Here is a 25510-nt window from a genome sequence, read left to right on the forward strand (position 1 = left end):
TCCTTTCCCTCACAACCATCTTTTGCGACGGCGATAAGACCGCACGTCGCGAAAACTCTTACGGCCTTCGTCGGACACCCCAAGATAGAATTCCTTCACATCCGGGTTCTCGCGCAACTCCGCAGCCGGGCCATCCATCACAACGCGCCCTGATTCCAGGATGTATCCGTAGTGGGCAAACCGAAGGGCGACGTTGGTATTCTGCTCTGCCAGCAGGAAGGACACGCCCTCTTTTTCATTCAGATCTTTGACGATGCCGAAAATCTCTTCGACCAACTGCGGCGCCAGACCCATCGAGGGTTCATCCAGCAGAATGGTTTCCGGCCGCGACATCAGCGCACGGCCCATCGCCACCATTTGTTGTTCACCGCCCGAGGTATAGCCCGCCTGAGATCGGCGACGCTCCTTGAGGCGGGGGAAATAGGTATAGACCAGCTCCAGATCCTGCTGAATCGCAGCTTTACCGTCCTTGCGCGTATAGGCGCCGGTCAGCAGGTTTTCTTCAACTGTCAGATGTTCGAAACAGTGGCGGCCCTCCATCACCTGTATCACGCCTTTTTCCACCAGATCGGCCGGGTCGCTTTCATGCACACTGGTCCCGCGATATTTGATTGAGCCTTTGGTGACTTCGCCACGTTCGGAATGCAGCAGGTTCGACACCGCCTTCAGCGTCGTTGTCTTGCCCGCGCCATTGCCACCCAGCAGCGCGGTGATGCCGCCCTTGGGCACATTCAGGCTGACGCCTTTCAGCACAAGGATCACATGGTTGTAGATCACCTCGATGTTGTTGACTTCCAGCAGGGTTTCCGCCTGCACGTCAGTGGTGTGTGCCGCATCCAGCATCAGCGCATATCCTCGTGCGTGTGTCGGGTTCGGAGCGGCGGTCAGCCGCCGCCCCGTATGGTTTGGCGCTTTAGTTGCAGCGCGATTCGATCTTGTTTTCCGCCGCATAAGCTGCGGAATCCTCATCGATCAGGCTACCAATCACGTCACCATCTGTTGCTTTAAAGTCCGAGATCAGCGTCCAGGTCTTGTTCGCCGCATCCCATTGGGTCACACCAACCAGAGCGTCACCACCGTGGTTTTCACATGAGACCGAGAACGTTGGACCGAAGTTAGGCAGGCCTAGCTCAGCCATCTTGGCCTCGGACATCTCAAGCGCTTCCATACCATCACGCATGTCTGCCGGAGTAATTTCGGCGTTGCCAGAAATTTCCTGCGCTTTCTTGATGGCTTCGGCGGCCAGAACAGCAGCGTAAAGACCGCGGTTGTACAGAACCGTGCCAACCTGATCACCCGCGCCAGCGGCTTTGCCAGCATCGACCACGTGCTTTTGCAGATCGTCAAAAACCGGGAAATCCGTGCCCACATTGTGGAACGTCAACGCCTTGTAGCCATTGGCGGCTTCGCCCGCGGGCAGCACGTCGTTTTCCGAACCTGACCACCAGATACCGATGAAGTTTTCCATCGGGAAACGGATGTTGGCGGCTTCCTGTACGGCAACCTGGTTCATTACGCCCCAGCCCCACATCAGAACATAGTCGGGCTTGTCGCGGCGGATCTGTAGCCACTGGGACTTCTGTTCCTGACCCGGATGGTCGACCGGCAGGGCTGCCAGTTCAAATCCATGCTTCTTGGACAGCTCTTCCAGCGTGCGGATGGGTTCCTTGCCGTAGGCCGAGTTGTGGTAAACCAGCGCGATTTTCTTACCGCTCAGATCCCCTCCGTTTTCCTCAAGCAGATAATTCACTGCACCCGAGGCTCCGTCCCAGTAGTTGGCCGGATAGTTGAACGTGTGGCTGAACACGTCGCCGTTCTTAGCCGAGGTCCGACCATAACCCATCGTGTGCAGCGGGATTCCGTCAGCGGTCACTTTGGGGATCAGCTGATAGGTAATCCCTGTCGACAGCGGCTGATAGACCAACGCGCCTTCGCCTTTGGTTGCCTCATAGCATTCCACACCTTTTTCGGTGTTATAGCCGGTCTCGCATTCGACCATACGGACCGGAACACCGCCGATACCGCCGTCGCGCTCGTTCAGCAGGGTGAAATAGTCATTATAGCCATCCGAGAACGGGATACCGCCAGCCGCATAGGGCCCGGTGCGATAGCTGAGATCGGGGATCACAAGATCCGCAACAGCGGGTCCTGCGGCCATCAGGGCGCTCAGCGCCATGGTTGCCAGTTTAGTCTTCATCGGGTGTCTCCTCCCTTGATTGATCCGACGTTGTCTTCGGGCTTGCCGCCCGTCTTTTGATTGGGCCTGCCCCGCTAGTGGGGGAACGGCCAGAGTCTGAGTTTCTCTTTCGCGACGCGCCACAGCTGCGCCAGCCCGTGCGGCTCGAGGATCAGGAACATAACGATCAGGGCGCCGACGATCACCAGCTGTAGATGCGCAACGATATCGGTGGGCCAGCCCAGAACATCGACACCGACAACCTTCAGGACCACCGGCAGCAACACCAGGAAAGCCGCGCCGGCAAAGGACCCAAAGATCGAGCCCAATCCGCCAATGATCACCATGAACAGCACCAGGAACGATTTCTGGATACCAAACACCTCACCCACCTCGACCGCGCCGAGGTAAACGGCGAAGAACAGCGCACCGGCAATCCCGACAAAGAACGAACTGACAGCAAAAGCGGTGAGTTTTGCCTTCAGCGGGTTCACCCCAATGATCTCGGCCGCGATATCCATGTCGCGGATTGCCATCCAGGTCCGCCCTGTGGTGCCGCGGGTCAGGTTGCGTGCAAGGACCGCACATAAGGCGAGGAAAATCAGGCAGAACAGATAAGTCGCCCAGGCTGGCGCATTCGGGCCAGTGATGATGATGCCAAACACATCCCGCTCGGGCGCGTTGATCTGACCCGAGGCCGAGTAGTTGTAGAACCACGGCACCCGGTTAAAGAGCCAGACCAGAAAGAACTGCGCCGCCAGTGTGGCCACGGCAAGGTAAAAACCTTTGATCCGCAACGATGGTAAACCAAACAGCACGCCAACGACGGCCGTTATCCCACCGGCCAGCAGCACATGGATAAACATGCTGACATCCGGAAAGGCCGTCATCAGCTTGTAGCAGGCATAAGCCCCCACGGCCATGAACCCGCCGGTCCCAAGGCTGACCTGCCCGCAATACCCAACCAGAATGTTCAGCCCGATCGCCGCGATGGCGTAAATCAGGAACGGCAACAACAGCGCATTGACCCAATAGTCGTTGATGATGAACGGGATGATCCCAAAGGCCACTGCCAGCACGACATAATACCGATACCGGTCAAACTTGATCGGGAAAGTCTGGCTGTCATCTGTATAGGAGGTTTTGAAATCTCCGGCCTCACGATAGAACATGTCTTACTTTCCCCATTCTTCCTGCGTCCGGTTCCGGGTCGCGGCATCCAGCTGTTTCGACCCCTTGGCGTAACCGCTTGCCTCGGTGACGCGCACCAGTTTCATGTAGGCCATGACGCCCGTCACCAACCCGGCAAAGGCCAGGACCGCAGCAATCACCAACTGGCTGTCGCTAAGATCATCCGTGGTCAGAGCGATGTACCCAAAAGCCCAAAACCCCGCCCAAGCAATCACGTTTATGATGGCGATCAGCTTGGTCAAGACCTACACCCTCTCGATGATCTTCTCGCCGAACAGACCTTGAGGCCGGAACACAAGGAAGATCAGCGCCAGGACATAGGCGAACCAATTCTCGGTCGCGCCGCCGACCAGCGGGCCGATGGAAAACTCGAACAGTTTCTCACCCACACCGATGATCAAACCGCCAACAATCGCGCCTGGAATCGATGTGAAACCACCCAACATCAGAACCGGCAGCGCCTTGAGCGCGATCAGCGACAGCGAGAACTGAACGCCTGACTTGGTGCCCCACATGATGCCCGCGACCAAGGCGACGAAACCGGCAACCGACCAGACCATGATCCAGATGAAGTTCAGAGAGATACCCACTGACAGCGCGGCCTGATGGTCATCCGCCACAGCGCGCATCGCCCGGCCCTGCTTGGTATACTGGCTGAACATCACCAGCGCGGCCACCAGCAGCGCAGCAATCACCGTCGCCACGATATCCAGATTGTCGATGAAGAAGCCGTAGCCAAAGATGTTGAACGTCGCTTCGTCCAGCCACAGGTTGATGCCTTGCGGCAGACCGACATCCAGTGTCTTAATCTCGGACCCCCACATCAGGTCGGCCACGCCTTCGAGGAAATACGCCAGGCCGATCGTCGCCATGAACAGGATTATCGGTTCCTGCCCGACCAGATGGCGCATGACAAATCGCTGCACTGCCCAGGCCAGAACCACCATCACGGCCATGGTCAAAAGAATCGCCACCAGTGCCGGCACGTTCCAACCGAAGTAGTGGATATGGGTCCCAAAGGTCGCGTTGATCAGATGCGCAAACGGCACCTGACCGTTCATGATTCCAACCAGCGTCATCGCCGCAAACAGGGCCATAACCCCTTGGGCGTAATTGAAAATCCCCGAAGCCTTGTAGATCAGCACAAAACCCAGCGCGACCAGAGCATACAGCACCCCGGCCATCAGCCCGTTGAGGATGACCTCCATCGCAAACACGAGTTGTTCAGGCATGCCAGCCCCTCCCCAATTTCGCCCAGAGCTTAGTCATGGCTGACCCCCAGATAAGCGTCGATGACTTCCTGATTGTTGCGCACCTCGTCCGGCGTGCCGTCGCCGATCTTGCGCCCGTAATCCATCACAACCACCCGGTCGCTCAGGTCCATCACCACACCCATGTCATGCTCGATCAGGGCGATCGTGGTGCCGAATTCATCATTCACATCCAAGACAAAACGGCTCATGTCCTCTTTCTCTTCGACATTCATGCCCGCCATCGGCTCATCCAGCAGCAAAAGCTTGGGTTCCGCCGCCAAGGCGCGCGCCAGTTCGACGCGTTTTTTCAGGCCATAGGGCAGACGTGACACCGGCGTCTTGCGGATGTGCTGGATTTCCAGAAAGTCGATGATCTTTTCAACGGCTTCGCGATTCTCGGTCTCTTCCGCTTCGGCTTTACCTTTCCACAGCGCCTGCTGAAAAATGTTGGTCTTCATGTAGTTCAAGCGCCCAGTCATAACGTTGTCCAGAACGCTCATGCCTTCGAACAAGGCGATGTTCTGGAACGTTCGGGCAATCCCCTGACGCGCAACCTCATAGGGACGCATTTGCGGGCGTGGGGCCCCGTGGAACCAGACCTCACCCTCTTGCGGGACATAAAACCCCGAAATCACATTCAGCATCGAGGACTTGCCAGCCCCGTTTGGACCGATAATGGCACGAATCTCGCCTTCGCGAATGTCGAACGAGATATCCTTGATCGCCACAACGCCGCCGAACCGCAGAGTGATGTTCTTCATCTCCATCACCACGCCGCCGATCTGGCGGCCATCCTCGGTGACATATCCATCAGCTGCATCAAGCATGTGTGGCTCCTTGAACTACACGAAAACGGGACTGTGGGCGGGGCGATGACCGCAGGTCGAGCGGCGCACCTCCGACCCTCATTCCGCCGCAACCTTATGCTGTGCCACCGCGACAACCGGCGCATCAACGATTTCAAGCGTTGCGCTGATCGAGCCTTTGCGGCCGTCCTCATAGGTCACTTCGGTGGTGGTCGAGACACTCGAAGATCCGTCATACAAAGCCGCGATGATGTCAGCGTATTTGTCCTCGACAAATCCACGTCGCACTTTACGCGTGCGGGTGATCTCACCATCATCCGCATCCAGCTCCTTGTGCAACACCACAAAGCGATGCACCTGACAGCCTGACAGCATTTCGTCGGCAGCAACAGATTTGTTCACCTCTTCCACGTGGGATTTTATCGTCTCTAATACACGGGGATTTGCCGTCAGTTCCTGATAAGACCCATAGGCAATGTTGTTGCGTTCTGCCCAATTCCCGACCGCGGTCAGGTCAATATTGATGAAGGCGACACAGCGATCTTTGCCGTTCCCAAACAGTACAACTTCCAGAATATCGGGATAGAACTTCAGCTTGTTCTCGACATATTTCGGCGCGAACATCGAGCCATCGGCCATTTTACCAACATCCTTGGCCCGGTCGATGATGCGCAGATGGCCCGATCCTTCTTCTATGAACCCGGCATCACCCGTGGCGACCCAACCCTCGGCATCCTTGGTCGAAGCCGTGGAATCGGGGTTCTTGAAATACTCCACAAACACACCCGGCGAGCGATAGTAGATCTCGCCTGTGTCATCGATCTTCAGCTCGACATCCGGCGCTGGCACGCCGACCGTGTCGGCCCGCACTTCGCCATCCGGCTGGACGGTGATGAATACCGTGGCTTCGGTCTGGCCGTAGAGCTGTTTCAGGTTGATGCCCAAAGACCGGTAGAAGTCAAAGATTTCTGGCCCAATGGCTTCACCCGCCGTGTACCCGACGCGAAAACGGCCGTACCCCAAAGTGTCCTTGAGCGGCCCGTAAACCAGCATATTGCCCAGCGCGTATTTCAAACGGTCACCAAAGCCAACCGGCTTGCCATCCAACAACAACCCACCAACTTTCTTGGCATGGGCCATGAAGTGGTGGAACATCCGCTGCTTCAGCTTGCCTGCGTCTTCCATGCGGATCATCACGTTGGTCAGCTGAGTTTCGAATACGCGCGGTGGGGCAAAGAAATAGGTCGGCCCGATCTCACGCAGATCGGTCATCATGGTTTCCGCACTCTCGGGGCAGTTCACGCAGAACCCACACCAGTAGGCCTGACCGATAGAGAAGATGAAGTCGCCGACCCACGCCATCGGCAGATAAGACAGGATGTCTTCGTCGCGCTTGAGATGATCGAAATCCGCCGAGTTCTTGGCGCTTTCAATCACATTCCGATTCGACAGCACGACACCCTTGGGCTTGCCTGTCGTGCCCGAGGTATAAAGCATGACGCAGGTGTCGTCGTAGGTGATCTCGGAAATGCGTTTGTCCAGCTCCGCATCAAAACGGGCGTGCCCTGCATTCCCCTCAGCCATGATGTCTTCAAGCGCATTCATCTGGGAATGATCGTATTTCCGCATCCCGCGCTTGTCGGTGTATAGGATGTGTTTGATCTGGCTTAGGTTTTCCTGAATTTCGATGACTTTATCGACCTGCTCCTGATCACCGCAGACGACATATTTCGCGCCGCAATGCTCCATCACATAGGCCATCTCTTCGGCCACCGCATCCTGGTACAGCGGCACCGGAACCGCACCAACCATTTGTGCAGCGACCATCGCCCAGTAATGCGCCGGACGGTTACGCCCGATCACGGCGATATGGTCACCCTTCTCGACGCCAACTTCCAGAAAACCCAGGGCAAGCGAGCGCACTTCGGCAGATGTCTCAGCCCAGCTCCAGCATTGCCAGATTCCGAATTCCTTTTCCCGGTACGCCGGGGCGTCCCCGAATTGTGCCGCATTGCGATGTAGCAGCGCCGGAAGAGAGTGCATCCCTTCAGCGCCCGACTGCGTCTGAGCCAATCTTTCTCTCCTCCCCATCCAGCCCTTCCTCTAGGCCGGAAACGGCGGACCCGGAACACAGCCCGGACGCCAACGCCCCGATTAGGGACAGCTGCACGATCAGCGTCAACTTTTTCCTGATGTTTTCTCAATTCTTACGAATTGTAACAGGTGTGGAGAGGCGATCTTTTGATCTGAGCAAAACTTACAACTCGCAAAACTCTGGGGATAAGCGAAACGTCAGTCTGCACCGGGCGTGATGTCAAGCTTCGGCCGTGAGGTTGATGAGGTTGGAGATTGGGTATTGATACGAGGCGCGTCGAATATCTCGCTCGAGCCCTGAGCTACTTCATGCTCCCAAACTTTCTATTCAAGTATCTAACGGTCGGCACACCAAGATACACTATCCAAAATAGCCAAATCCAGATCACAATATTTGCAACGAGGACATCACGATTTGGGAATGTAGAGGTTGCAAAGATCAACAACAAAAAGAACGCGAAATGCGACGCCAACAGGAAGACGAATGCCCGCACTGAGTTTTGCTCAAGCTCTCCTTCGAAGTTAAAAAACAAGTTTTTCAACATTTCAGTCTCCGGTCCACCAATTAGTCATACACACTCTACCTCAAATGGTAGCAAAGTCCGCTAGCCGGACCTTGATGCCGTCTGCACCGACCCGATGATCAATTAAACCATCAGATGACCGGTTCGAGCCCAAACTGATGTTGCACGGTGGATCAACGGTTGAATGGTATTGCAAGGCGCGCATTGGCTGGTTTGTTTTGATCTCTTTTGTATCGACCAAGACTGCCTATCACTCGTTGGGGTCAATTAAAGCTGGGCGCAGGCCTCCATAGCGCCTGAAATAGCCTCTTCTGTTGTGGCAATGTCGTCTCCAGTAAGCGCCAGGGAACTGTAGAACTTCATTGGAGCCTTTAAGATGCCGTCACGCCGCAGTGATACACTAAACATTCTCTGAAATTCTGCGTTGGTATTAAGGGTATCTCGATAGTCATCTATTGGCCCTGCAGAAAATACGATATCGAAGAGAACAGGGTCACCAACGACCACCGCGGGAATGCCCTCCTTCTTGGCCGCACTTTCAAGAGACGTCATCAATCTCCGACCTGCCTGTCGCAGGGTATCATAAGCGGCCTCCCGTTTCAGTATTTCCAAGGTCTTCAAACCTGCCGCTGACGCTACCGGGTTGCCACTCAGCGTACCTACCTGAAACGTGAACTTTTCTTGACCCACCTTCTCAATGTCGAAGTGCGACATCACCTCGGACGTGCCAGCAATCGCAGCTAGCGGGAAACCTCCTCCAATCACTTTACCCAATGTGCAAAGATCAGGCGTGACACCATAGAGTTCCTGCCCTCCGCCCAATGCCAACCTGAACCCGGTAACAACCTCATCAAAGATCAAGACAATCCCATAACGGGTCGTCTCCTCGCGCAGTGCTTCCAGAAATCCCGGGACAGGCGGGATCAGTCGCTGCAGGGGCTCGACAATGACGCCCGCCAGTGTGTCGGCATGTTCTGCAATGATTTGCCGGGCAAAGGTGATGTCATTGAAGGGTGCCACGATTACGCCATCGCGCGTACTCTGCGGAATGCCTGCTGAATCTGGCACGGGCATCGGAAAGTTGGCGAGACTCTGGGGGGCCATACTCATCAATGCCTCGCCCGACATGCCGTGATATCCACCTTCAAACTTCAGGATCAGATCGCGCCCCGTATGCGCGCGTGCCAGACGCAAGGCGTACATGTCAGCCTCTGATCCGGTTGAAACATAGCGCAATTGATCTGCACAGGGCACCGCATCGCAGATGACTTCCGCCAATTCGATACCCACCGCGTTTGACGTGAAAAATGTCGCGCCGTCAGCCAGTTGGGCCTGCACAGCCTCCATGACTTCGGGATGGTTATGCCCCACCAACATCGGACCTGAACCGATCAGGAAATCGATATACTCATTTCCGTCCTCATCCCAAACACGTGATCCACGTCCCTTTTTGAGAATAACTTTTGGATCATAGTTCCCGAACCCACCGGCGGGCAGCACCTTTTGTGCCCTTTCGCGCCACTCTTGCTGACTTGTCTGCGTCATGTGGTTCTCCTGCAGTGCGTCTTTGGTCAAAGTTTCGGCTTGACCAGAGATGAAAAGCAATGAAGAAAATCAGGTGGTTTGATGAATCTCTCTCAGGTAAAATGATGTCTGAAGGCCCCTTTCTAGATTTACGTCACCTCAAGATGATCCGTGCGATCGCGGAACACGGGCGTGTCAGCGATGCAGCAGAAGCCTTAGGCGTCACACCGTCCGCACTTTCGCATCGTATCAAAGAGGCCGAACGGCGGCTTGATCTGGTGCTGTTTACACGCATACACAAGCGATTGCGCATGACCCCGGCGGCAGAATACCTAGCCGATGTGGCGGATCGGGTTTTGTCCGAAATGGACCGTGCAGAAGGCGATGTGCGACGGATGGATCGCGGAGTTGAACACGTCGTTCGCATCGCGGTTGAGGCTTACAGCTCGTATCACTGGCTGCCCGGGTTTACCAAGTATCTGCAAACCCACCTGCCCGGTGTCGAGCTTCAGGTTATGGCAAGTGTCACCCGCGAACCGGTTCGCGCACTGACCAACCGACACGCTGACATAGTGTTGACGTCAGGGGGTGCGACCCCGATCGGCACGCATCGGATTTCACTGTTCCAAGATGAGCTGATGTTCATCTTTCCGCCCCATCACCCGCTTGCCGGAAAGGCCTATGTTGAAGGGGACGACATCGAAGGTGAGGACTTTATAACCTACACGCTAACGCCAGAACCTGACCGCGAGTTTGCCCGCCTCTTTCGTCCGTCAGGCAGGTATCCGCAGTGGACGGCGATGGTGGAAATGCCCGAAGCTATCGTTGAATTGGTCGCGGCCGGTCAGGGTAGCAGTGTCCTGGCAGGTTGGGCTGTGCGCCCTGCAATCAAGGCGGGACGCATCATCGGCGCGCGGGTCGGCAAAGACGGTATAGAAGTGCCCTGGGGTGCGCTAATGCGCTCAGAAGATAAGCACGCGGGCCCCATTCTGGATGTGGCCGAAGCCCTTGCCCAATGGTCATCGATCAACGGTGGTTTTGGCTAGGATCGCAATCTGTCGTTGCGCGGATCGTAGACATGATGCGAGTGGCGAGTGGCAGTGCGCATCACTCCGAACGCCTGAACGAAACAGGTGCCGCCCATCTCCAGCGTACCGTTTTCCACGTACCCAAGCGCCAGAAGCTTCCCCGTTCGATACCCCATCGAGACGGAAGTAAGGTACCCAATGGCTCGACCCTCTAGGATGATGGGGTCGGAAGGTAGCGGCTCTGGTCCGGGGTCGTTGACTTCCAGCCCTATGAAAGCCCAGTCTGCCTGTCGCATTGCTTGTTGCGCTACGGCAGTGCAACCCGTGAAGTCAGCTTTGCCAATTTTGGCAAATTTGTACAGGCCCGCATCAAACAGCGTATTTTCGGTTCCAAAATCCGCACCCCAGCCATGATACCCCTTTTCGATCCGCATAGCATTTAGTGCATAGGAGCCAAAATTGCAGATGCCGCGCGCGGCACCTGCCTGCCAAATCGCATCATAGAGAAGTGTCAAATGGGCTGAGGCGACATGCAACTCCCAGCCCAATTCCCCAACATAGCTTACACGCATCGCCGTGACGGGAACGCCTGCAATATTGATCTCGGCGACGCTCATCCATGGCGCGCTGGTCGCACTCAGGTCGGCCGTTGTCAGCGACTGCAAAAGTTCGCGTGACTTTGGCCCCATCACCAGCAATGCGCCGTCCTGAGAATAGCCCTTGGTCAATATGGCATCGGCATCACCCAGCGCGGCTGAGAGCCAGTCAAAGTCACGGTCGACTGCCATCGTTGGGCCGCACAACATGAATTTGTCGTCAGCCAATCGGGCAATTGTTGCTTCAGACCAGATATGGCCCAGCGGGGTCAACATGTAAGACAGGCGCACGCGACCGACGGGGGGCAGTGTGCCGCAGAACACCCTGTCCAGCACCTTGGCTGCTTCTGGCCCTTCTAGGGTGAACTTGGTGAATCCGCCGTGGTCCATCACGCCGACATGGTCGCGCACGGTCTCACATTCGACCCGTACCGCATCCTGCCAGGGCTCATGGGCAAAGCTCAGTGCGTGGGCATCGCTTGCCTGATCGCGACTGAACCAAAAGGCGCGCTCCCAGCCACCTATCTGGCCAAAGACAGCTCCCTGCTGGGCCAGAAGTTCATAAAGTGGGGTTTGGTTTACGGGACGACCGGTTTCCATAATCCGATGCGGATAAGGGATCGCATATTGCAAATCATAGTGCTCCGACGCGCGCGCACAAGCGTAGTCTTGTGTAGTCCATGAACCAAACCGGCGCGGATCCCAAGCAGACAGATCCCATTCGGTCTCGCCTACCGACAGCCATTCAGCCATGGCTTTGCCAATCGCGGCGGAATGCGTGATGCCGATCTGCACACCTGTCGCGTGATAAAAGTTGCGAACACCCGCCGCTGGACCAACCAAGGGCAACGCATCAGGCGAATAAGGGATCGGTCCATTGACAAACCGCTGGGCCCCCGCCTCGGCAAGCAGCGGCACATGAGATGCCGCCGCCTCGAACACGGCCATCATCCCGTCGATGTCATCGGCAAAGAGCTGATGGTCAAAATCTTGGGGCACGCCGTCTTGCCAGACCGGGCGGCCTTCGTGCGCGTAAGAGCCGAGCAGCAAGGCATTGCGTTCGCGACGCAGATAAAAGCGAATGTCAGGGTCCCGGATGAGGGGGAAGACGGCCGTGTCTTTTTCTAATGCAGCCAGTGGGCTAGTCACCATGTATTGGTGTTCCAGCGTAACCACTGGCACATGCATCCCCGCCATCGCCGCAATCCTTGCGCCGTTTGAGCCTGCGGCATTGATGACAGTGCCCGCAATAAGTGTGCCAGAAGGTGTCTCAACCTCCCATTCGCCAGATCGACGCTGGTGCAACCCCGTGACGGTCGTAAACCGCTTCACCTCCGCCCCCATGGCGCGGGCATGTTTCGCCAAGGCCTGGGTCAACTGGCTTGGGTCGATGTCGCCCTCGTACGGGTCAAGAACGCCGCCTAGAACAGTGTCGTCTGCTTTCCAATAGGGATGCATCTGCTCAATCTCAATGGGGTCGAGCATCGCCAGGTCAAAGCCTGCCGACCGCGACACACCGCAAAGATGCCGAAAAAGCTGCATGCGTTCCGGTGTATGCGCGGGCCAGATTGCCGACGTGTGGCGGTAGGTGATTGGCGCGTCAGGGTTATCGGCAAGTTCTTTGTAAAGTCGCCACGCGTAGTTACCCGCGCGCATGCCCAGCCAAGAATTGGCGTAGGTTGGGATATTTCCAGCAGCATGCCAGGTTGACCCGGCCGTCAGTTCGTTCTTTTCCAGCAGAACGGTGTCGGTTATGCCCGCTTTGGCCAGATGATATAGGATGGCTGCACCGACCGCGCCCCCACCAATGACGACAACCTGCGCATGGGTCCGCATTCAGTGCGCCTCCAGCAATCTTCCGAATCCATGGATCGGATCAGTGATCCCGACCGTGCGCAGCGTCTGCCAGTAAACAGCTGCATTGCAGGCCACGATGGGTTTGCGATGTTCCGCTTCAAGTTCGGCGATCATGGCCACCACCGGCAATGCGGTCCCGACTTGCAAGATGACGTCACACTCGGACGCAGCGACCGCAGCGAAGACCGCGCGAATGTCGTCCAACGGGGTTTCGCAGATTGCGGGCAGTGACGGTGCCTCAGTGCCCTTGATGGCGACCACCTCAAACCCGGCACTTTCGGTGTTTGCTTTCACTACCGCGTCCACTTCGGCGTTAAACGGCGTGACAATGCCAAGGCGCTTTGCACCCAGCGCACGCAAGCCCTGGTAGTCCGCCTGAGAGGCCCCGAGCACCGGAATCCCAACTTGCCGCGAAACTTCTGCACAACGCTTCGCCAGCTTGTCCGGCCCGCCGGGGCCTGCATCTGTGGTCAATCCAACCGCAATTGCCAATGGCGCGCAGTCCATCAATTTATCCGCTTCATCCGGCAAATCGCCCGACACTGCATCGCCGCCCAATCGAAAACGCTGCATCTGATTGGTCACACCTGGCGGGCGCAGCAGCTCCAGTTCAGGCTGCACTACAGTGTTCATAGCTGGCGTCATGACGCCAATCACCGCGCGGGGGGCGAGAGTATCAGCCATTCTGTGCCTCCTTGAGAAATTCGTTCAATCCAATCATGCCGCCAATGTAGATCGCATCCCCGACGATCCGTTCCATCTCATCTGCGACGTCGGGGGCGCAGTCGAAATGGCTTTCCCAAACGCCCAATGTCTGACCCGTGTGCGTGATGGGGAAGAAGCGATGGGTTGAGATATAGGTGCTCACCGGTAGCGGACTTTCAATGATATCGTAGGTGTAAAAATACTCGGCGTCAGAATGGGCCAGCAGGGTTTCGCGAAAGACCGTACCGTCCGGGATCTCGAGCCTTCGAATGGTGCCGGTGGCCGTGGCGGCCCCGTTTTTCAGCGTTGCAGCCACCACCCCGGGGTTCCAATCCACCACGCCGTCAAAGGCACGCACAGCAGCCCAGACCCGGTCGATTTCAACATCAATGATCATACTTCGAAAAACGCGCATGGCGGCTCCTGTTATGGCTTCAAGCGAATAGGAAATTTTGTTCGGATACGTGCCTCTGCATCAGCACTTAGGTGCGTGGGCGGTGGGGCGGCGAGAATATCTGCCACGCGACTACGGGCTTGATCCCAGATCGAGAGGCTGCCCGCGAAGACCCAGTCACCGACGCTCTGGCGGTCAGCAAGAGTGGGGTAGTGATAGTCAGATTTCATGCGGTTCAGCGTTTCGCTTTCACCCAAATAATGCCCATCATGGGTGACCACTCGTTCGACAGCTTCCAGATTAAGCGTGGCCTTACTCACTTCGATGCCTCTGATGGATCGTAGGATGGCACCACACATGTCATCATCAATAACCATCGCCTCTGGGCTGGCCACCATGATGGAACCGAGCATCCCTACAGAGAGGTTGATCATATCTGCCCCACCATGTCCGGCCAGCGCGACAGTGTAGCCTTTTTCATAACCGGCCTGCGCATCAACAAGTTTGGAGTCCGTCATTCCCGCCGAGACGGTTGAAGGTAGGCCAACATGTGACAGAAGCTGTGCTGCGGCGGCATTTGCAATCGCAGCCTCTCCGCCGCCTCCACTCATCGCACCTGTGCGCAGATCGGAAATGAACGGCATCAGTGCGTAGATGCAGGGCGCACTTCTTTTGATGTTGTCAACCACCACCATCCCTGCGAGGCATTCCGCCAACCCCTGCGCTAACGCCCCTGCCAAAGTGACCGGACTGGTCGCTCCTGCTTGCCCAGCTGAGCATATCTGTGGGACCATGCCCGCCCGCACAGCTCTCTCTAGCATCACTATGCCTTCAGCCGCATAGGTAAGAGGTGGTACCACATGGACAATGACAGCCATGCAGAACGGTCTGTCGCGGAAGGCGCCAGGATGCCCAAGTGCGATGTCAAACATATCAACAATCGGATCGATATGGTCTGGGTCGCAAAAGCTGATGCCAATAGGTTTTGTCGTCGCCTTAAGGCAAGCAAACGCGGTGTTGACGTCAAGCTCTAGGGGATCGCTCAGATCTCGGGCCACGACAGGGCGCACTCCATAGTGGATGTTTGACGACGCATCCAACACACGCATCAGGTCGTACAAGTCGCTGAGCTGACTGTCCTGATAGTCCCCGGTCGCGGCATTGAGCACCTGAACAGCCGCTCCGCCGGTGCCGATGTGAACACGGCGGCCTCCGATCCGTAAATCCCTTTCAGGTGTGAAACCCGGCAATGTGACATGGCGAGGCGCCCGTTCCAACGCGTTTCGGATCATGTCTTCCGAGAAACACAACCGCCCATCCGCGCGGTGCCACGCCCCTGCTTTCAATGCACGCTGAGTTGCCATCTTTGGCAGCCCCGCCATACCCACTGTTGAAAGGATATCAAAAGCGTGGGCCACAATGTCTGACAATTCGGGCGGGGACAGCGGGCGCAAATCCCCACCAACGTGGAATGCCGGTGACGCATCCAGATGAATACCGTCTACCGTTTCACGTTGCTTTCGTATCCGTCTGACCATCAGCACACCTCAACGAAAGTATTAGAGCGCATATGGCTTGTGTTGAAAATTCAATAAAACGGCTATTATGGTGAGAGAGTTTCACCAATAGCTATACAGGATGATAGCCGTATTGCATGCCTTACCCGGGCGAAAAGTTAGACGGATAGGATCACATGTTTCCCATTCTCGAAAGAAAGCACCGCTTTAATTGCCAAGCGCACTTGTCCCATAGTTAGAAAGGCGGACATTGGCTGGCAGTAACCAAATGTCGGCTTCGTCACGCAGAACAGACCTTGAGGCCGTCGGAACTGGCTCAATGTCCAATTGAAAACGTCAGATGACCGCTCTGAGCCCAAAGCCACCGGGCATAACCCTAATACTTTGAACTAAATTCGTTTACTGGCCTTGTGACGAAGCGTGCACCTTAGCATGATACCAGCGGCTAACAGTCAGCGAGGCCTTATGAAAAAGATTCCCGAAATCCCACTTGTTATGCAGGCAGCTACAATAGAGGCTGAGCGAGTAATTGGCTTCACGTGGGCTGCCGCATCCGTCGGAAAACGCTCGAAAATCGGTGGTAGGCCCGATTTTGTCCAAGCTGAGAGTAGGCAAGTTTGCAAGAGCTGCGGTAGTGAAATGACGTTCTACGCTCAGATAGACTCAGTCGGTGATGAAGTGTGCCTCGCAGACGTAGGCATGGTATATGTTTTTGTTTGTTTTGACTGCTTCACAAGCGAGAGTTTTGTGCAAAGCGGATAACGGGTTTGTCCCGCTCAGCAGACCTTGAAGTCGCCAGAACCGGCTCAATGTCCTAGCGAAAACGTCGGATGACCGGATTGAGCCCTACACGACCAATGCAGCTTGACGTGCGAATGGCAGCTTGTTCGATCGGGTCGCCATCAAAGCGAAATCTACTACGTTCCTTTAGTGTGCTCGTGCGCGAGAATGCCCATGATCCAGTCGTCGTACCAAGTGCCACTGATCCACGCTGCTTCGCGCTCCGTGCCTTCATGGACAAAACCGCAAGAAGCGTAGCAACGAATAGCGCGTTTGTTGAATGACAACACCCGAAGGTCGACGCGATGCAGCCCCATGTCTCCAAAAGCATGATCAAGGGCAAGACGAACTGCTTTTCGCCCGATACCACGCCCAAGATGCTCTTCAGCAAATAGCCCAATTGCCAAGCGCGCGCGTTTGTCCTCCCTATCCAAACTGTGCAACCTCACCTGCCCGACAGGGCCGCCATCGCAGATAATGATCTTGGCAAAGGGGTGACCGCGCAACCATTCGAGCCACCGTTTTGATCGGTCCAGATCGGGTTTGGGCAAGCTTGTTGTTTCACCACCATACATTCGGACAATCTCTGCTACAGGCGGATACGAGAAATGCACCTGTGCGTCCGCATCAATTGGATCGCGCAGCTTTATGATGGAACCCACTGTCTCAATTTTCTAAACCTCGCCCAAAAATCCAGTCTAAATCCAGCTTATCAGTTCGAAACATGAACTCAATCTGAACCGGACACACGAAAATTCGGGGCGAAAGGCAGCCGTTCCCGCCTTACGGTCATAGGCAGACCTTGCAGCTAAGGTCCGGATCAGAGCCTTAGTGCTTGATGCTGCACAGTGGGCGAATGTCGGCAAAGGATGCCCTCCGCCGCGTTGCTTGCAGAGCGCTTTTCTTGTTAGAGAGCCTTCCGGAAGACCACTTTATCGTCCTCGTCGGCCCAGAAGTCGCGGATGCGGGCCTCTTCCTCGTAACCATTTTTGGCATGGAACTTACGTGTAAGAGCGAAGTCATCAGAGCCGGATGTGTCTACGATCAAGATGCGCTGCCCCTTGCCTTTCAAGTGCTGCTCCGCCGCCCGGAGCAGCGCAGCCCCGAGACGTTTGCCTTGCAGTTCGGGACGTACCGCAAGTGCCAGCATATTCCAGGTTCCATCTGCCAAATCTTCGGGGACCGTATAGCACAGGCCGACAGCCTCACCGTCTTGATGGCACGTCAGCCAGAGGGCTTCTGTTTCGCCTTTCAATGCCGGTGCACGCATGTAGGGAAGCAACGTACTTGGGAAAAGCTCGGTGCCGTCCAGTACGGTTTTTAGCCCCGGAATATCGTCCGAAGACGTTGGATTGATTGTCGGTTTTTTCATTTCCTGAATGTCCTTATCGGTTGAGTATTGGGGGTTCACGGAGCGAATGCCAAGCCGTGTAGCGCGGTAGGGTTGTCCATTTTCCGATTTGATGAACCGCCGCTTCCTCAGACGGTCAAAGAGCTTCAGCGAGCAATCAGCCAAGACATGGCCCTTGCGTGTTAAAAAGAAGATTTCGCGCACTTTGGCGTTCGTCGTACGCTCAAATTGGATAGCTCCACCTTGCGCCAGAACGTGCAAAATACGCTGTTCGTGCGTTGCGATATTCAATGAATTGTCTCTTGATCTTATGTAAACTAAATGGGCTTCCGGTCTCTTGCGCGGAAGTCTTTTGGTTCAGGTCGGTCCGATCAGGTGAACCTTAGCAGCGTGCCGCAATCGTAGACATTAAGTCTCCTTCGCTCTGCTTAAATGCGGCGAGCAGTCGTGAGGTGATGCTGTGCGTGGCTTTTGGCAAGCTGACACAAAAAATATTTCAACGAACGGCAGAAAAAGTCAGCCGATCACATATCAATGTCAGTCGCAGTATGTGTCACCTCGGGTTCATTGGGGTCATTAGAGCATTCTCAGCATATTTTACTTTCTGGTTCGCAACCTTCCGCCGACGACCCAAACCTGTCATTCGAAACCGTATCGCAATTCTGCGGTCGCCGTCCGCATAGCCGTCATCGGCACCTTCGAAGTGCTGCGCTGACTATCAACGTCCGCTCCCGGGGAAGCTGCATCGCAGCGACGCTGATCGTTACTGACGGCTTTGGGCCGCACGTTCACTTGCGCGCAGTGTCTGGCAAAATCGCAAAGGCCAGCTTCAGCAGTCAAGGTTCAAGCGCTCGCTTCAACACAGTCCTTTGCTTCTACCTAACAGTTGTGTGAGATTTCGGGATAGGGTCTAAGAAAGCTTTGCCCTCCTAGCAGTCTCAATTCAATACTGAAGCGTATGAGTTTTTTGGCGGAGATTTAAGTGCGATTTAGCGTGGGCATCGCTGTGTCAATTCTGGTGGCCGTATCCATCGGGGTGTCGACCTTTATTGTCCATTCCCTATGGTGGACGACTGCGCGCGACAATAGCCGCATGCTTGCGGCTGAAATCAACGGCCAGATCGCGAACACTGTCCGCATCGAGGTGGGGGTGACGCTCAGATCGGCCGAAGCCGCCTGGGCCGCCGTTCGTACAATCTTTGTTCAGAACGTCATCGCGACGCGACAGGCCGACAAGCGCGAGTTTGTTTTTCTGTCACAATTGCAGGCGCAGCCGAATATCTCTTGGATGTTCTTTGGCTGGCCCGATGGCAATTTTTTCGCGTCGCACCGTCTAGGTGACGGCGGGCTTGAGATGATTGAAATCGACAAGGGAATCCGGGACCGAATGCTGCGTAAGGATCGCTACATCTTTATCCCCGGTGACATTCAGTTCGAGGAGCGGACCTTTACCGAAACATCCTATGATCCGCGCGAACATGCCTGGTTTGAAAACTTCATGGGGCTCAGCTCTGCGGGGTGGATCGAAGCGCGCGACCTTCCGGATAGTGACAAAACCGTCTACGCCTTTGCTGGTCCGATCGACGTCAACCGAAGGCGGCAAGGTGTTCTGGCCGTTGCAATCGAAACGGATCGTTTGTCACGTTTTCTCGCCACGCTTGTTCCCGGCGAATTCGGCGCGGCATTTATACTGAATGCTGACGGCAAAGTTATTGCGGTACCTGATGCAGAAGCGGATGAGATTACACCGGCGCGCATGGGCGAAGGGAGGCTTTATGAAGTTGCCATGATCTCAGGCGAAAGGTTGTTGGCAGACCCCCAAGCGAATGCTCCGGGCACGTTGACGAAACGTGTCGTGATCGACGGCGTGCCTTACGCGGTGGCGCTGACGCCACTGGGGTTTTACGGCTGGCGCGTTGCCACGGTCATACCCGAAGCGGCGTTTCTGTCGGGCATCGATGAAACGCTGATAGACCTGATATACGTTTTGATCGGTGTGGTGGTGGTCGCAACCGGGCTGGCGATCTGGCTGATCCGAAGCATTGTCGCAAATCCGTTGGCGCGCATCGCCGAAGATCTTGGCAAAATCGAACGCTTTGACGTCGAACGCATTGCGCGCAGACCCTCCAAACTGTCTGAGCTTGCCAATCTTTCTGCGGCAACCGCGAGCATGGCCGCTGGTTTGTCCGCTTTCCGAAAATACGTGCCCACCGATCTCGTGCGTATGCTGGTTGCTGAGGGCATCAAAATACAGCCGGGCGGAGAAATGAAGCAGATATCTGTGTTGTTTTGCGATGTTACGGGTTTCACTGGGCTGTCCGAAAAACTTGGCCCAAAGATTGTCCAGCTGATGGAGCCCTTCTTCAGCGCGGCCTCTGCTGCCATTACTCAAAATGGTGGGACGATCGACAAGTTTATTGGCGATGCCGTAATGGCGTTTTGGGGGGCACCGCGTAAAGATGCTAACCACGCTGAAAACGCCTGCCGCGCAGCGCTGGACCTTGTCGCTGCCGTGGCCGCGTCCGGAATCGAAGATGAAGCCGGCAACCCTTTGCGCGTCAGGATCGGGTTGAACAGCGGCGAGGCTCTGGTCGGAAATATCGGATCAGAGCAGCGGTTGAACTACACCGCGATCGGTGATGTCGTGAACGTTGCCAGCCGGTTGGAAGGGGCCAACAAAGACTATGGAACGCTAATCTTGATCGGGCCGGAAACGAGGCGACAGGCAGCCGACGCAATCGTGGTCCGCGAGTTGGACACGCTTACCGTGTTTGGACGTGTTGAAGAGCTGGTGGTCTACGAACTGATCGCGATGGCGGATGGGCGTGACGAACCATTTGCCTGGATAGAGGCTTATGAACAGGGTCTTGCACATTATCGGGCAGGGCGGTTTGAAAACGCTGTTGCCGCATTCGCGGCCGCAGACCGGGCGCGGAACGGAGACCCCGCCTCAGCCGCCATGATGGCCCGCGCCCAAGATCTGTTAGACAGGCCACCAAAGGAAGACTGGCGTGCCGTTACAAGCACCAATAAGAACCAGTAGGTAACATCCGTTTAAGTTATGGGGCTTCGGGCTTTCACGGACAGGCGACTTGCAAATGGCTCGCATGAGCGACAGTGATTTGGGCGGCGTTTCGGGAAAGTCCGACAAGTTTCGCTTTGTGTGAGTTCAGCATGCCGGGCAATTCGCAGTTGCAGCGAATGTCGGAAAGCAGGTGTGACCGCAGCAAAGTTACACTTGATCGAGTGTCCGGTTTGGGCCGGAAGTTTTCACTTATCCGAAGAAGTTTTGAGCTCGGCTTTGTCCCGCATAGCAGACTTTGCTGATAGTTTCTCATCAAGCGCTAGATTTGCGAACTACAATTCCGGCAAGACCGCGGACACAACAGTAGAGCCAATCAAGTTTCGGTGCGGCAGGCCAGTGACAACGACAATTCAAGCCAAATTGCCGGAAGCGAAGCTGAAATGCTGATCAGCTGGCCGCTCGCTCCACTTTCTGAGCAATGCGCCCCTCGACCTCGTGAGCCCGCCAGCGAACCGGCGTTGCCTTGAGGTTTGTGATCGCCGTCCTGCCTTGGGATTTTTGCACTTCGACCTGAAGGATTTTGCTGGTGGCGATATGCTCATGGGAAAAGCCCCACAGCAGACTTCCCAGTGAGTAGGCAATCGGAACAATCCGGCTGCTGTCCGACTTTGACTTATAAAGCTGAATAGATTGTGCGACATGCGGGTGATGGCAAACAATGATATCGGCTCCGAAATCGGCCAAGTCTTCGGCTGCTTTTTGCTGCGCGCGGCGCGGGAACAGTTCGAACTCATGACCCCAGTGGATGATCGCTATGGTCAGATCACAGTTGGCCGCTTTGGCGTTGGATATCTGTGTCTTGAGCAGAGCCATATCCGGCGCTTCGTGTTTTGACGTCAGCTTTGCAAGATTGACGCTGTAGGGTTGGCCTTCCGGCAGCGATTGGCCATTGGTTCCAAACGCGCAGGACGCAAAGCCCAGCTTTATGCCGTTTCGTTCAATTGATTTAACCGCATTTATCTCAGACTCGGTTTCATTCACGCCGACTTGCAGGATATTTCTTTGCTTCAACGCGGTCAGAGTGGTTTCCAACCCCTCAACACCCATGTCGAAGATATGGTTGTTCGCCAGGTTCAAAACATCAAAGACCTTCCCGTTATGGCTGGTCAGGGCATCGAACTGATCTTCGGACGCACATTCAACTGGCGGGCCGGCATCTCCGATCACTTCGTCCACCAGGGGCTGTGTCGTGACCGGAGATTCATAGTTGGCAATTACAACGTCATCTTGAAACAAAAGATCTTCGATCTGCGCGTAGACCTGATCCTGCGCGACCTCGGCCCGGTGGGTTCGCAATATGTCCCCGGCAAAACTCAACGTGACCGTCGTTGTGCTGTCATCGTTGGTGCGCTGTGACAACTGAGCGTCAGTGGATTGCATGAACTCTGAGGTTTCAAGCTCAGCCTCGGGCAGTTCGACGGGGTTTTTACACTTGTAGACCCAATACAGGTTGTCCAGCAGGTTCATCTCGGCGACATCACCTGCAGCGCCCTTGCGCGGATGTCGCCAAAACCCAAACGTCTCCGCAGCCTTCGTCACCAGCGAAACAATCCCCCTAAGGACGGGGTTCGAAATTTTCAGGGCATCGTAAGGGGTGTTTGGCAAAAGAGACACTTGGGGGTTCTCACTTTTTCTGTTGAGAGCGTTAGACTTGAGATGTTGCGGGCCATCAGCTCGCAGTGGTTAGCGCGATAGCACAAAACTGGTTAACAAAACGACTTTCAATACCCGAGCGGCAGCAAATCGTTAGGTTACAAGCAACAAAGGCACGGTCGTGACTGACCGTGCCTAACGAAATCTGGGGTTTCAGAGGGCCGGTCCGGTGCGTACACCGACGGGCCAAAACCACTTACCGCGGGCTGCGCTTGGCCAAGATCCGCTGCAGGGTCCGGCGGTGCATATTCAAACGCCGCGCCGTTTCGCTGACATTGCGATCACACAGCTCATAAACGCGCTGGATATGTTCCCAGCGGACGCGATCCGCGCTCATGGGGTTTTCCGGCGGCGGTGGCAGCTCATCGCCCTTGGCCAGTAGCGCGTTGGTGATATCGGTCGCATCTGCAGGTTTCGACAGATAGTCCGTCGCCCCGATCTTTACTGCCGCAACAGCGGTGGCAATCGCGCCATATCCGGTCAACACCACAACCCGGCTGTCCGGGCGCTTTTCGCGCAGTACCTCGACCACATCCAGGCCGTTGCCATCCTCTAACCGAAGATCGACAACTGCATAGGCGGGTGGGCGGGCTGTTGAAATTGCGCGGCCCGCGGCAACAGAGCCTGCGGTTTCCACTTCAAAGCCGCGCTTCTCCATGGCCTTGGCCAAACGTCTCAGAAACGGCTCATCATCATCTACCAACAGCAGCGATTTGTCAGGGCCAATATCAAGCTGAGAACTGTCTGCCATATGTGGGTCTTTCTGCTATTTCATGCCTTTGGCGTGAATATGAGTAATAGCAGCGCGGGAACAAAGGTCAAACCGATGTGTCACTGTTAGACCTGGTCCAGAAAGCAGCCCAACTTGTCGGCCATCTGCTCGGCCGTGTCTTCGCGTTTGAAAAACTCGAGGAATCCATGTTCGGGCGTGACCAGATAGGTAAAGGTGGAATGATCGACCAAGTAGTATTCGTCGCTTTTGTCATGCGCTTTGTAGTAGGTTTTATAGGCCTTGCTGGCCGCCTTGACCTGTTCCGGTGATCCGGTCAGCGCGATCATCCGCTCATGCAGGTTAAAGGCGTAGTCTCCGACGACCTCTGGCGTGTCGCGATCCGGGTCAATTGAGATGAAAAGCGGTGTCACAGATTGGCCGCGCTCGGCCAGAATGTCGATTGCCTCGGCATTGCGGGACATGTCGAACGGGCAGACGTCCGGGCAGAAGGTATAGCCAAAATAAACCAGCGTCGGTTCGGTGATGACTTCTTTGTCAGTGACCGTCTCGCCCTTGCCATTGACCAGTTCAAATGGCCCCCCAATTGCCGCTGTGCCACCTGCGATCTGGCTAGATCGGCATTGTGCGAACTGATCGTCTGACCCGCCACCCTGTGTCACAAGCCACATGGCGCCAAGGCCAACGGCAAGAACGACGGCAGCGAGTATAGCGTAAAGGCGGGTCATGATGAGTATCCAGACGCAAGGGGTTGTTGATCGTTTCGGCCGGGACACCTATCAAGATGATCAGCCTATGCAACAGGACATAATGGACCAATGGCAGATTCCAACCAGACCTTTTGGCGCGGCCAGGAACGCAGCAGCTGGATTCGCCTGCGTACTCTGATCCTGCTGCGATGGGTGGCCATTATTGGCCAGTTCACAGCAATTACGGTGGCTCAGCGGTATTATCACGTACAGCTGGAACTGGGCCTTTGCTATCTGGCCATCGGAATCTCGGTTATGGGTAACTTGACTGCCATCTTGCTGTTTCCACAGAACAAGCGCCTGTCCGAGTTTGAGAATTTCCTAATGGTGCTGTTTGACCTCTTGCAGCTTGCCATTCTTTTGTACCTGACGGGCGGGTTGAACAATCCGTTTGCATTGCTGCTGCTAGGTCCGGTGACAATCTCAGCCAACGTTATGAGCACCCGGTCCACATTGATTGTCGGCGGAGTTGCAATAATACTCACCACTTTGCTGGCCGAGTTTCATTTGCCATTGCGGACGGATCTAGGGCTTGTCCTGGACATTCCAGATATCCTTTTGTTCGGCAACTGGGCAGCAATCATCATCGCAATCGTCTTCATTGGCGCCTATTCGCATCGGGTCAGCACCGAAGTGCAATCGATGTCCGAGGCGCTTTCGGCCACGCATATGGCACTGGCGCGCGAGCAGAAACTGACGGATCTTGGTGGGGTTGTGGCCGCTGCCGCCCACGAGCTCGGCACCCCATTGGCCACGATCAAGCTCGCCAGCTCCGAATTGATCGAAGAACTGGATGATCGCCCGGACCTGAAGGAAGATGCCGCCCTGATCCGAGAACAGGCCAATCGGTGCCGGGATATTCTGCGTGACATGGGCCGGGCTGGTAAGGACGATCTGCATCTGCGCCAAGCCCCCCTATCGACTGTCATTCACGAGGCGGCCGAGCCTCATATAGATCGGGGCAAGGTGGTTCACTTTACCGAAGGCCCTGCGGGGGACGGTGATGTGCAACACCCGTCGATCTTGCGAAAGCCTGAAATTATCCACGGGCTGCGCAATCTGATCCAGAATGCCGTGGATTTTGCCCGGGCCAATGTCTGGGTCGAGGCAGAATGGACACCCGATCTGATCACCATCAACATCATGGATGACGGGCGCGGATATCCTACGCAGATGCTTGGCCGGATCGGAGATCCATTTGTCCGTCGCAGGCGGGCAGAATCCGATCAGCGCGCGCGTCCCGAATATGAGGGCATGGGTCTGGGATTGTTCATCGCCAAGACCTTGTTGGAACGCAGCGGGGCCGAGTTGGAATTCGCCAATGGGTCTGACCCGTATCAACATCTGTCAGACCATCGCGATCGCAAAGGGGCGATTGTGAGCGTGTCATGGCCTCGCAAACTGATTGATGCCCAGAAAGGTGACACACCCGTTCCGTCAGGCGTCAACCAGCACATTCAGGCATAGGTTAAGACACCGTTAACCAATCCTCGGCAT

At 55.8% G+C, this 25510-nt stretch carries 20 protein-coding genes; 3 read left to right on the forward strand and 17 right to left on the reverse strand.

Annotated features, from left to right (window positions below):
• Positions 1–9: 9 nt before the first annotated feature.
• The 8 genes from Q1B13_RS13760 to Q1B13_RS13795 form a co-directional block, all read right to left on the reverse strand.
• Positions 10–843, reverse strand: coding sequence for an ABC transporter ATP-binding protein (locus tag Q1B13_RS13760; RefSeq protein WP_298935824.1), 834 nt, complete (start codon positions 841–843; stop codon positions 10–12).
• A 70-nt stretch (positions 844–913) separates the two neighbouring features.
• A complete protein-coding gene (locus Q1B13_RS13765; RefSeq protein WP_299081274.1) occupies positions 914–2197 on the reverse strand; it encodes an ABC transporter substrate-binding protein in 1284 nt (427 codons plus the stop codon).
• Between the two features lie 74 nt (positions 2198–2271).
• Positions 2272–3348: a branched-chain amino acid ABC transporter permease gene (locus tag Q1B13_RS13770; protein ID WP_299081271.1), complete on the reverse strand. Its 1077-nt coding sequence runs from the start codon at positions 3346–3348 to the stop codon at positions 2272–2274.
• 3 nt (positions 3349–3351) lie between these two features.
• Positions 3352–3609, reverse strand: coding sequence for a hypothetical protein (locus tag Q1B13_RS13775; RefSeq protein ID WP_299081267.1), 258 nt, complete (start codon positions 3607–3609; stop codon positions 3352–3354).
• A 3-nt stretch (positions 3610–3612) separates the two neighbouring features.
• The gene (locus tag Q1B13_RS13780; RefSeq protein WP_298935829.1) at positions 3613–4599 is read right to left on the reverse strand and encodes a branched-chain amino acid ABC transporter permease; all 987 of its coding nucleotides are present in this window, start codon (positions 4597–4599) and stop codon (positions 3613–3615) included.
• Positions 4600–4628: 29 nt separating this feature from the next.
• Positions 4629–5447: an ABC transporter ATP-binding protein gene (locus tag Q1B13_RS13785; RefSeq protein ID WP_298935830.1), complete on the reverse strand. Its 819-nt coding sequence runs from the start codon at positions 5445–5447 to the stop codon at positions 4629–4631.
• A gap of 78 nt (positions 5448–5525) precedes the next feature.
• Positions 5526–7469 carry an AMP-binding protein gene (locus Q1B13_RS13790; protein ID WP_298935945.1) on the reverse strand — a complete coding sequence of 648 codons (1944 nt, stop codon included), beginning with the start codon at positions 7467–7469 and terminating at the stop codon, positions 5526–5528.
• A gap of 842 nt (positions 7470–8311) precedes the next feature.
• On the reverse strand, positions 8312–9589 hold the full coding sequence (locus tag Q1B13_RS13795) for an aminotransferase class III-fold pyridoxal phosphate-dependent enzyme (RefSeq protein WP_299081264.1): 1278 nt from the start codon (positions 9587–9589) through the stop codon (positions 8312–8314).
• A gap of 59 nt (positions 9590–9648) precedes the next feature.
• Here Q1B13_RS13795 and Q1B13_RS13800 point away from each other — a divergent pair, with 59 nt between their 5' ends.
• Positions 9649–10614, forward strand: a complete 966-nt coding sequence (locus Q1B13_RS13800) for a LysR family transcriptional regulator (protein WP_299081261.1) — start codon at positions 9649–9651, stop codon at positions 10612–10614.
• On the opposite strand, the gene Q1B13_RS13805 is transcribed toward Q1B13_RS13800, so the two are convergent.
• From Q1B13_RS13805 to Q1B13_RS13830, 6 genes are all read right to left on the reverse strand, one after another.
• Entirely contained in the window at positions 10611–13028 is a 2418-nt protein-coding gene (locus Q1B13_RS13805) for an FAD-dependent oxidoreductase (RefSeq protein ID WP_299081258.1), read from the reverse strand. The genes Q1B13_RS13800 and Q1B13_RS13805 overlap by 4 nt on opposite strands.
• The gene (locus tag Q1B13_RS13810) at positions 13029–13733 is read right to left on the reverse strand and encodes a hypothetical protein (RefSeq protein WP_298935835.1); all 705 of its coding nucleotides are present in this window, start codon (positions 13731–13733) and stop codon (positions 13029–13031) included. It lies immediately after the preceding gene.
• Positions 13726–14169, reverse strand: coding sequence for an SRPBCC family protein (locus Q1B13_RS13815; protein ID WP_299081255.1), 444 nt, complete (start codon positions 14167–14169; stop codon positions 13726–13728). The genes Q1B13_RS13810 and Q1B13_RS13815 overlap by 8 nt, the downstream gene beginning before the upstream one ends.
• An 11-nt stretch (positions 14170–14180) precedes the next feature.
• The gene (locus Q1B13_RS13820) at positions 14181–15686 is read right to left on the reverse strand and encodes a trimethylamine methyltransferase family protein (RefSeq protein ID WP_299081253.1); all 1506 of its coding nucleotides are present in this window, start codon (positions 15684–15686) and stop codon (positions 14181–14183) included.
• 896 nt (positions 15687–16582) lie between these two features.
• The gene (locus Q1B13_RS13825; protein ID WP_299081250.1) at positions 16583–17107 is read right to left on the reverse strand and encodes a GNAT family protein; all 525 of its coding nucleotides are present in this window, start codon (positions 17105–17107) and stop codon (positions 16583–16585) included.
• A gap of 245 nt (positions 17108–17352) precedes the next feature.
• Entirely contained in the window at positions 17353–18087 is a 735-nt protein-coding gene (locus tag Q1B13_RS13830) for a GNAT family N-acetyltransferase (protein WP_299081247.1), read from the reverse strand.
• Positions 18088–18778: 691 nt separating this feature from the next.
• Here Q1B13_RS13830 and Q1B13_RS13835 point away from each other — a divergent pair.
• Entirely contained in the window at positions 18779–20839 is a 2061-nt protein-coding gene (locus Q1B13_RS13835) for an adenylate/guanylate cyclase domain-containing protein (protein WP_299081244.1), read from the forward strand.
• Between the two features lie 429 nt (positions 20840–21268).
• On the opposite strand, the gene Q1B13_RS13840 is transcribed toward Q1B13_RS13835, so the two are convergent.
• The 3 genes from Q1B13_RS13840 to Q1B13_RS13850 all read right to left on the reverse strand — a co-directional run bounded on the left by Q1B13_RS13840 (position 21269) and on the right by Q1B13_RS13850 (position 23992).
• Complete coding sequence (locus Q1B13_RS13840; RefSeq protein WP_299081241.1) at positions 21269–22420, reverse strand: CapA family protein; 1152 nt, start codon at positions 22418–22420, stop codon at positions 21269–21271.
• Positions 22421–22730: 310 nt separating this feature from the next.
• Entirely contained in the window at positions 22731–23285 is a 555-nt protein-coding gene (locus Q1B13_RS13845) for an ActR/PrrA/RegA family redox response regulator transcription factor (RefSeq protein ID WP_050604676.1), read from the reverse strand.
• A gap of 86 nt (positions 23286–23371) precedes the next feature.
• Positions 23372–23992 carry an SCO family protein gene (locus Q1B13_RS13850; protein ID WP_299081239.1) on the reverse strand — a complete coding sequence of 207 codons (621 nt, stop codon included), beginning with the start codon at positions 23990–23992 and terminating at the stop codon, positions 23372–23374.
• A gap of 90 nt (positions 23993–24082) precedes the next feature.
• Here Q1B13_RS13850 and regB point away from each other — a divergent pair, with 90 nt between their 5' ends.
• The gene (gene regB, locus Q1B13_RS13855; RefSeq protein ID WP_299081236.1) at positions 24083–25480 is read left to right on the forward strand and encodes a sensor histidine kinase RegB; all 1398 of its coding nucleotides are present in this window, start codon (positions 24083–24085) and stop codon (positions 25478–25480) included.
• Positions 25481–25510 lie beyond the last annotated feature (30 nt).

This window comes from uncultured Ruegeria sp. (genome assembly GCF_947489545.1).
Classification (GTDB): domain Bacteria; phylum Pseudomonadota; class Alphaproteobacteria; order Rhodobacterales; family Rhodobacteraceae; genus Ruegeria.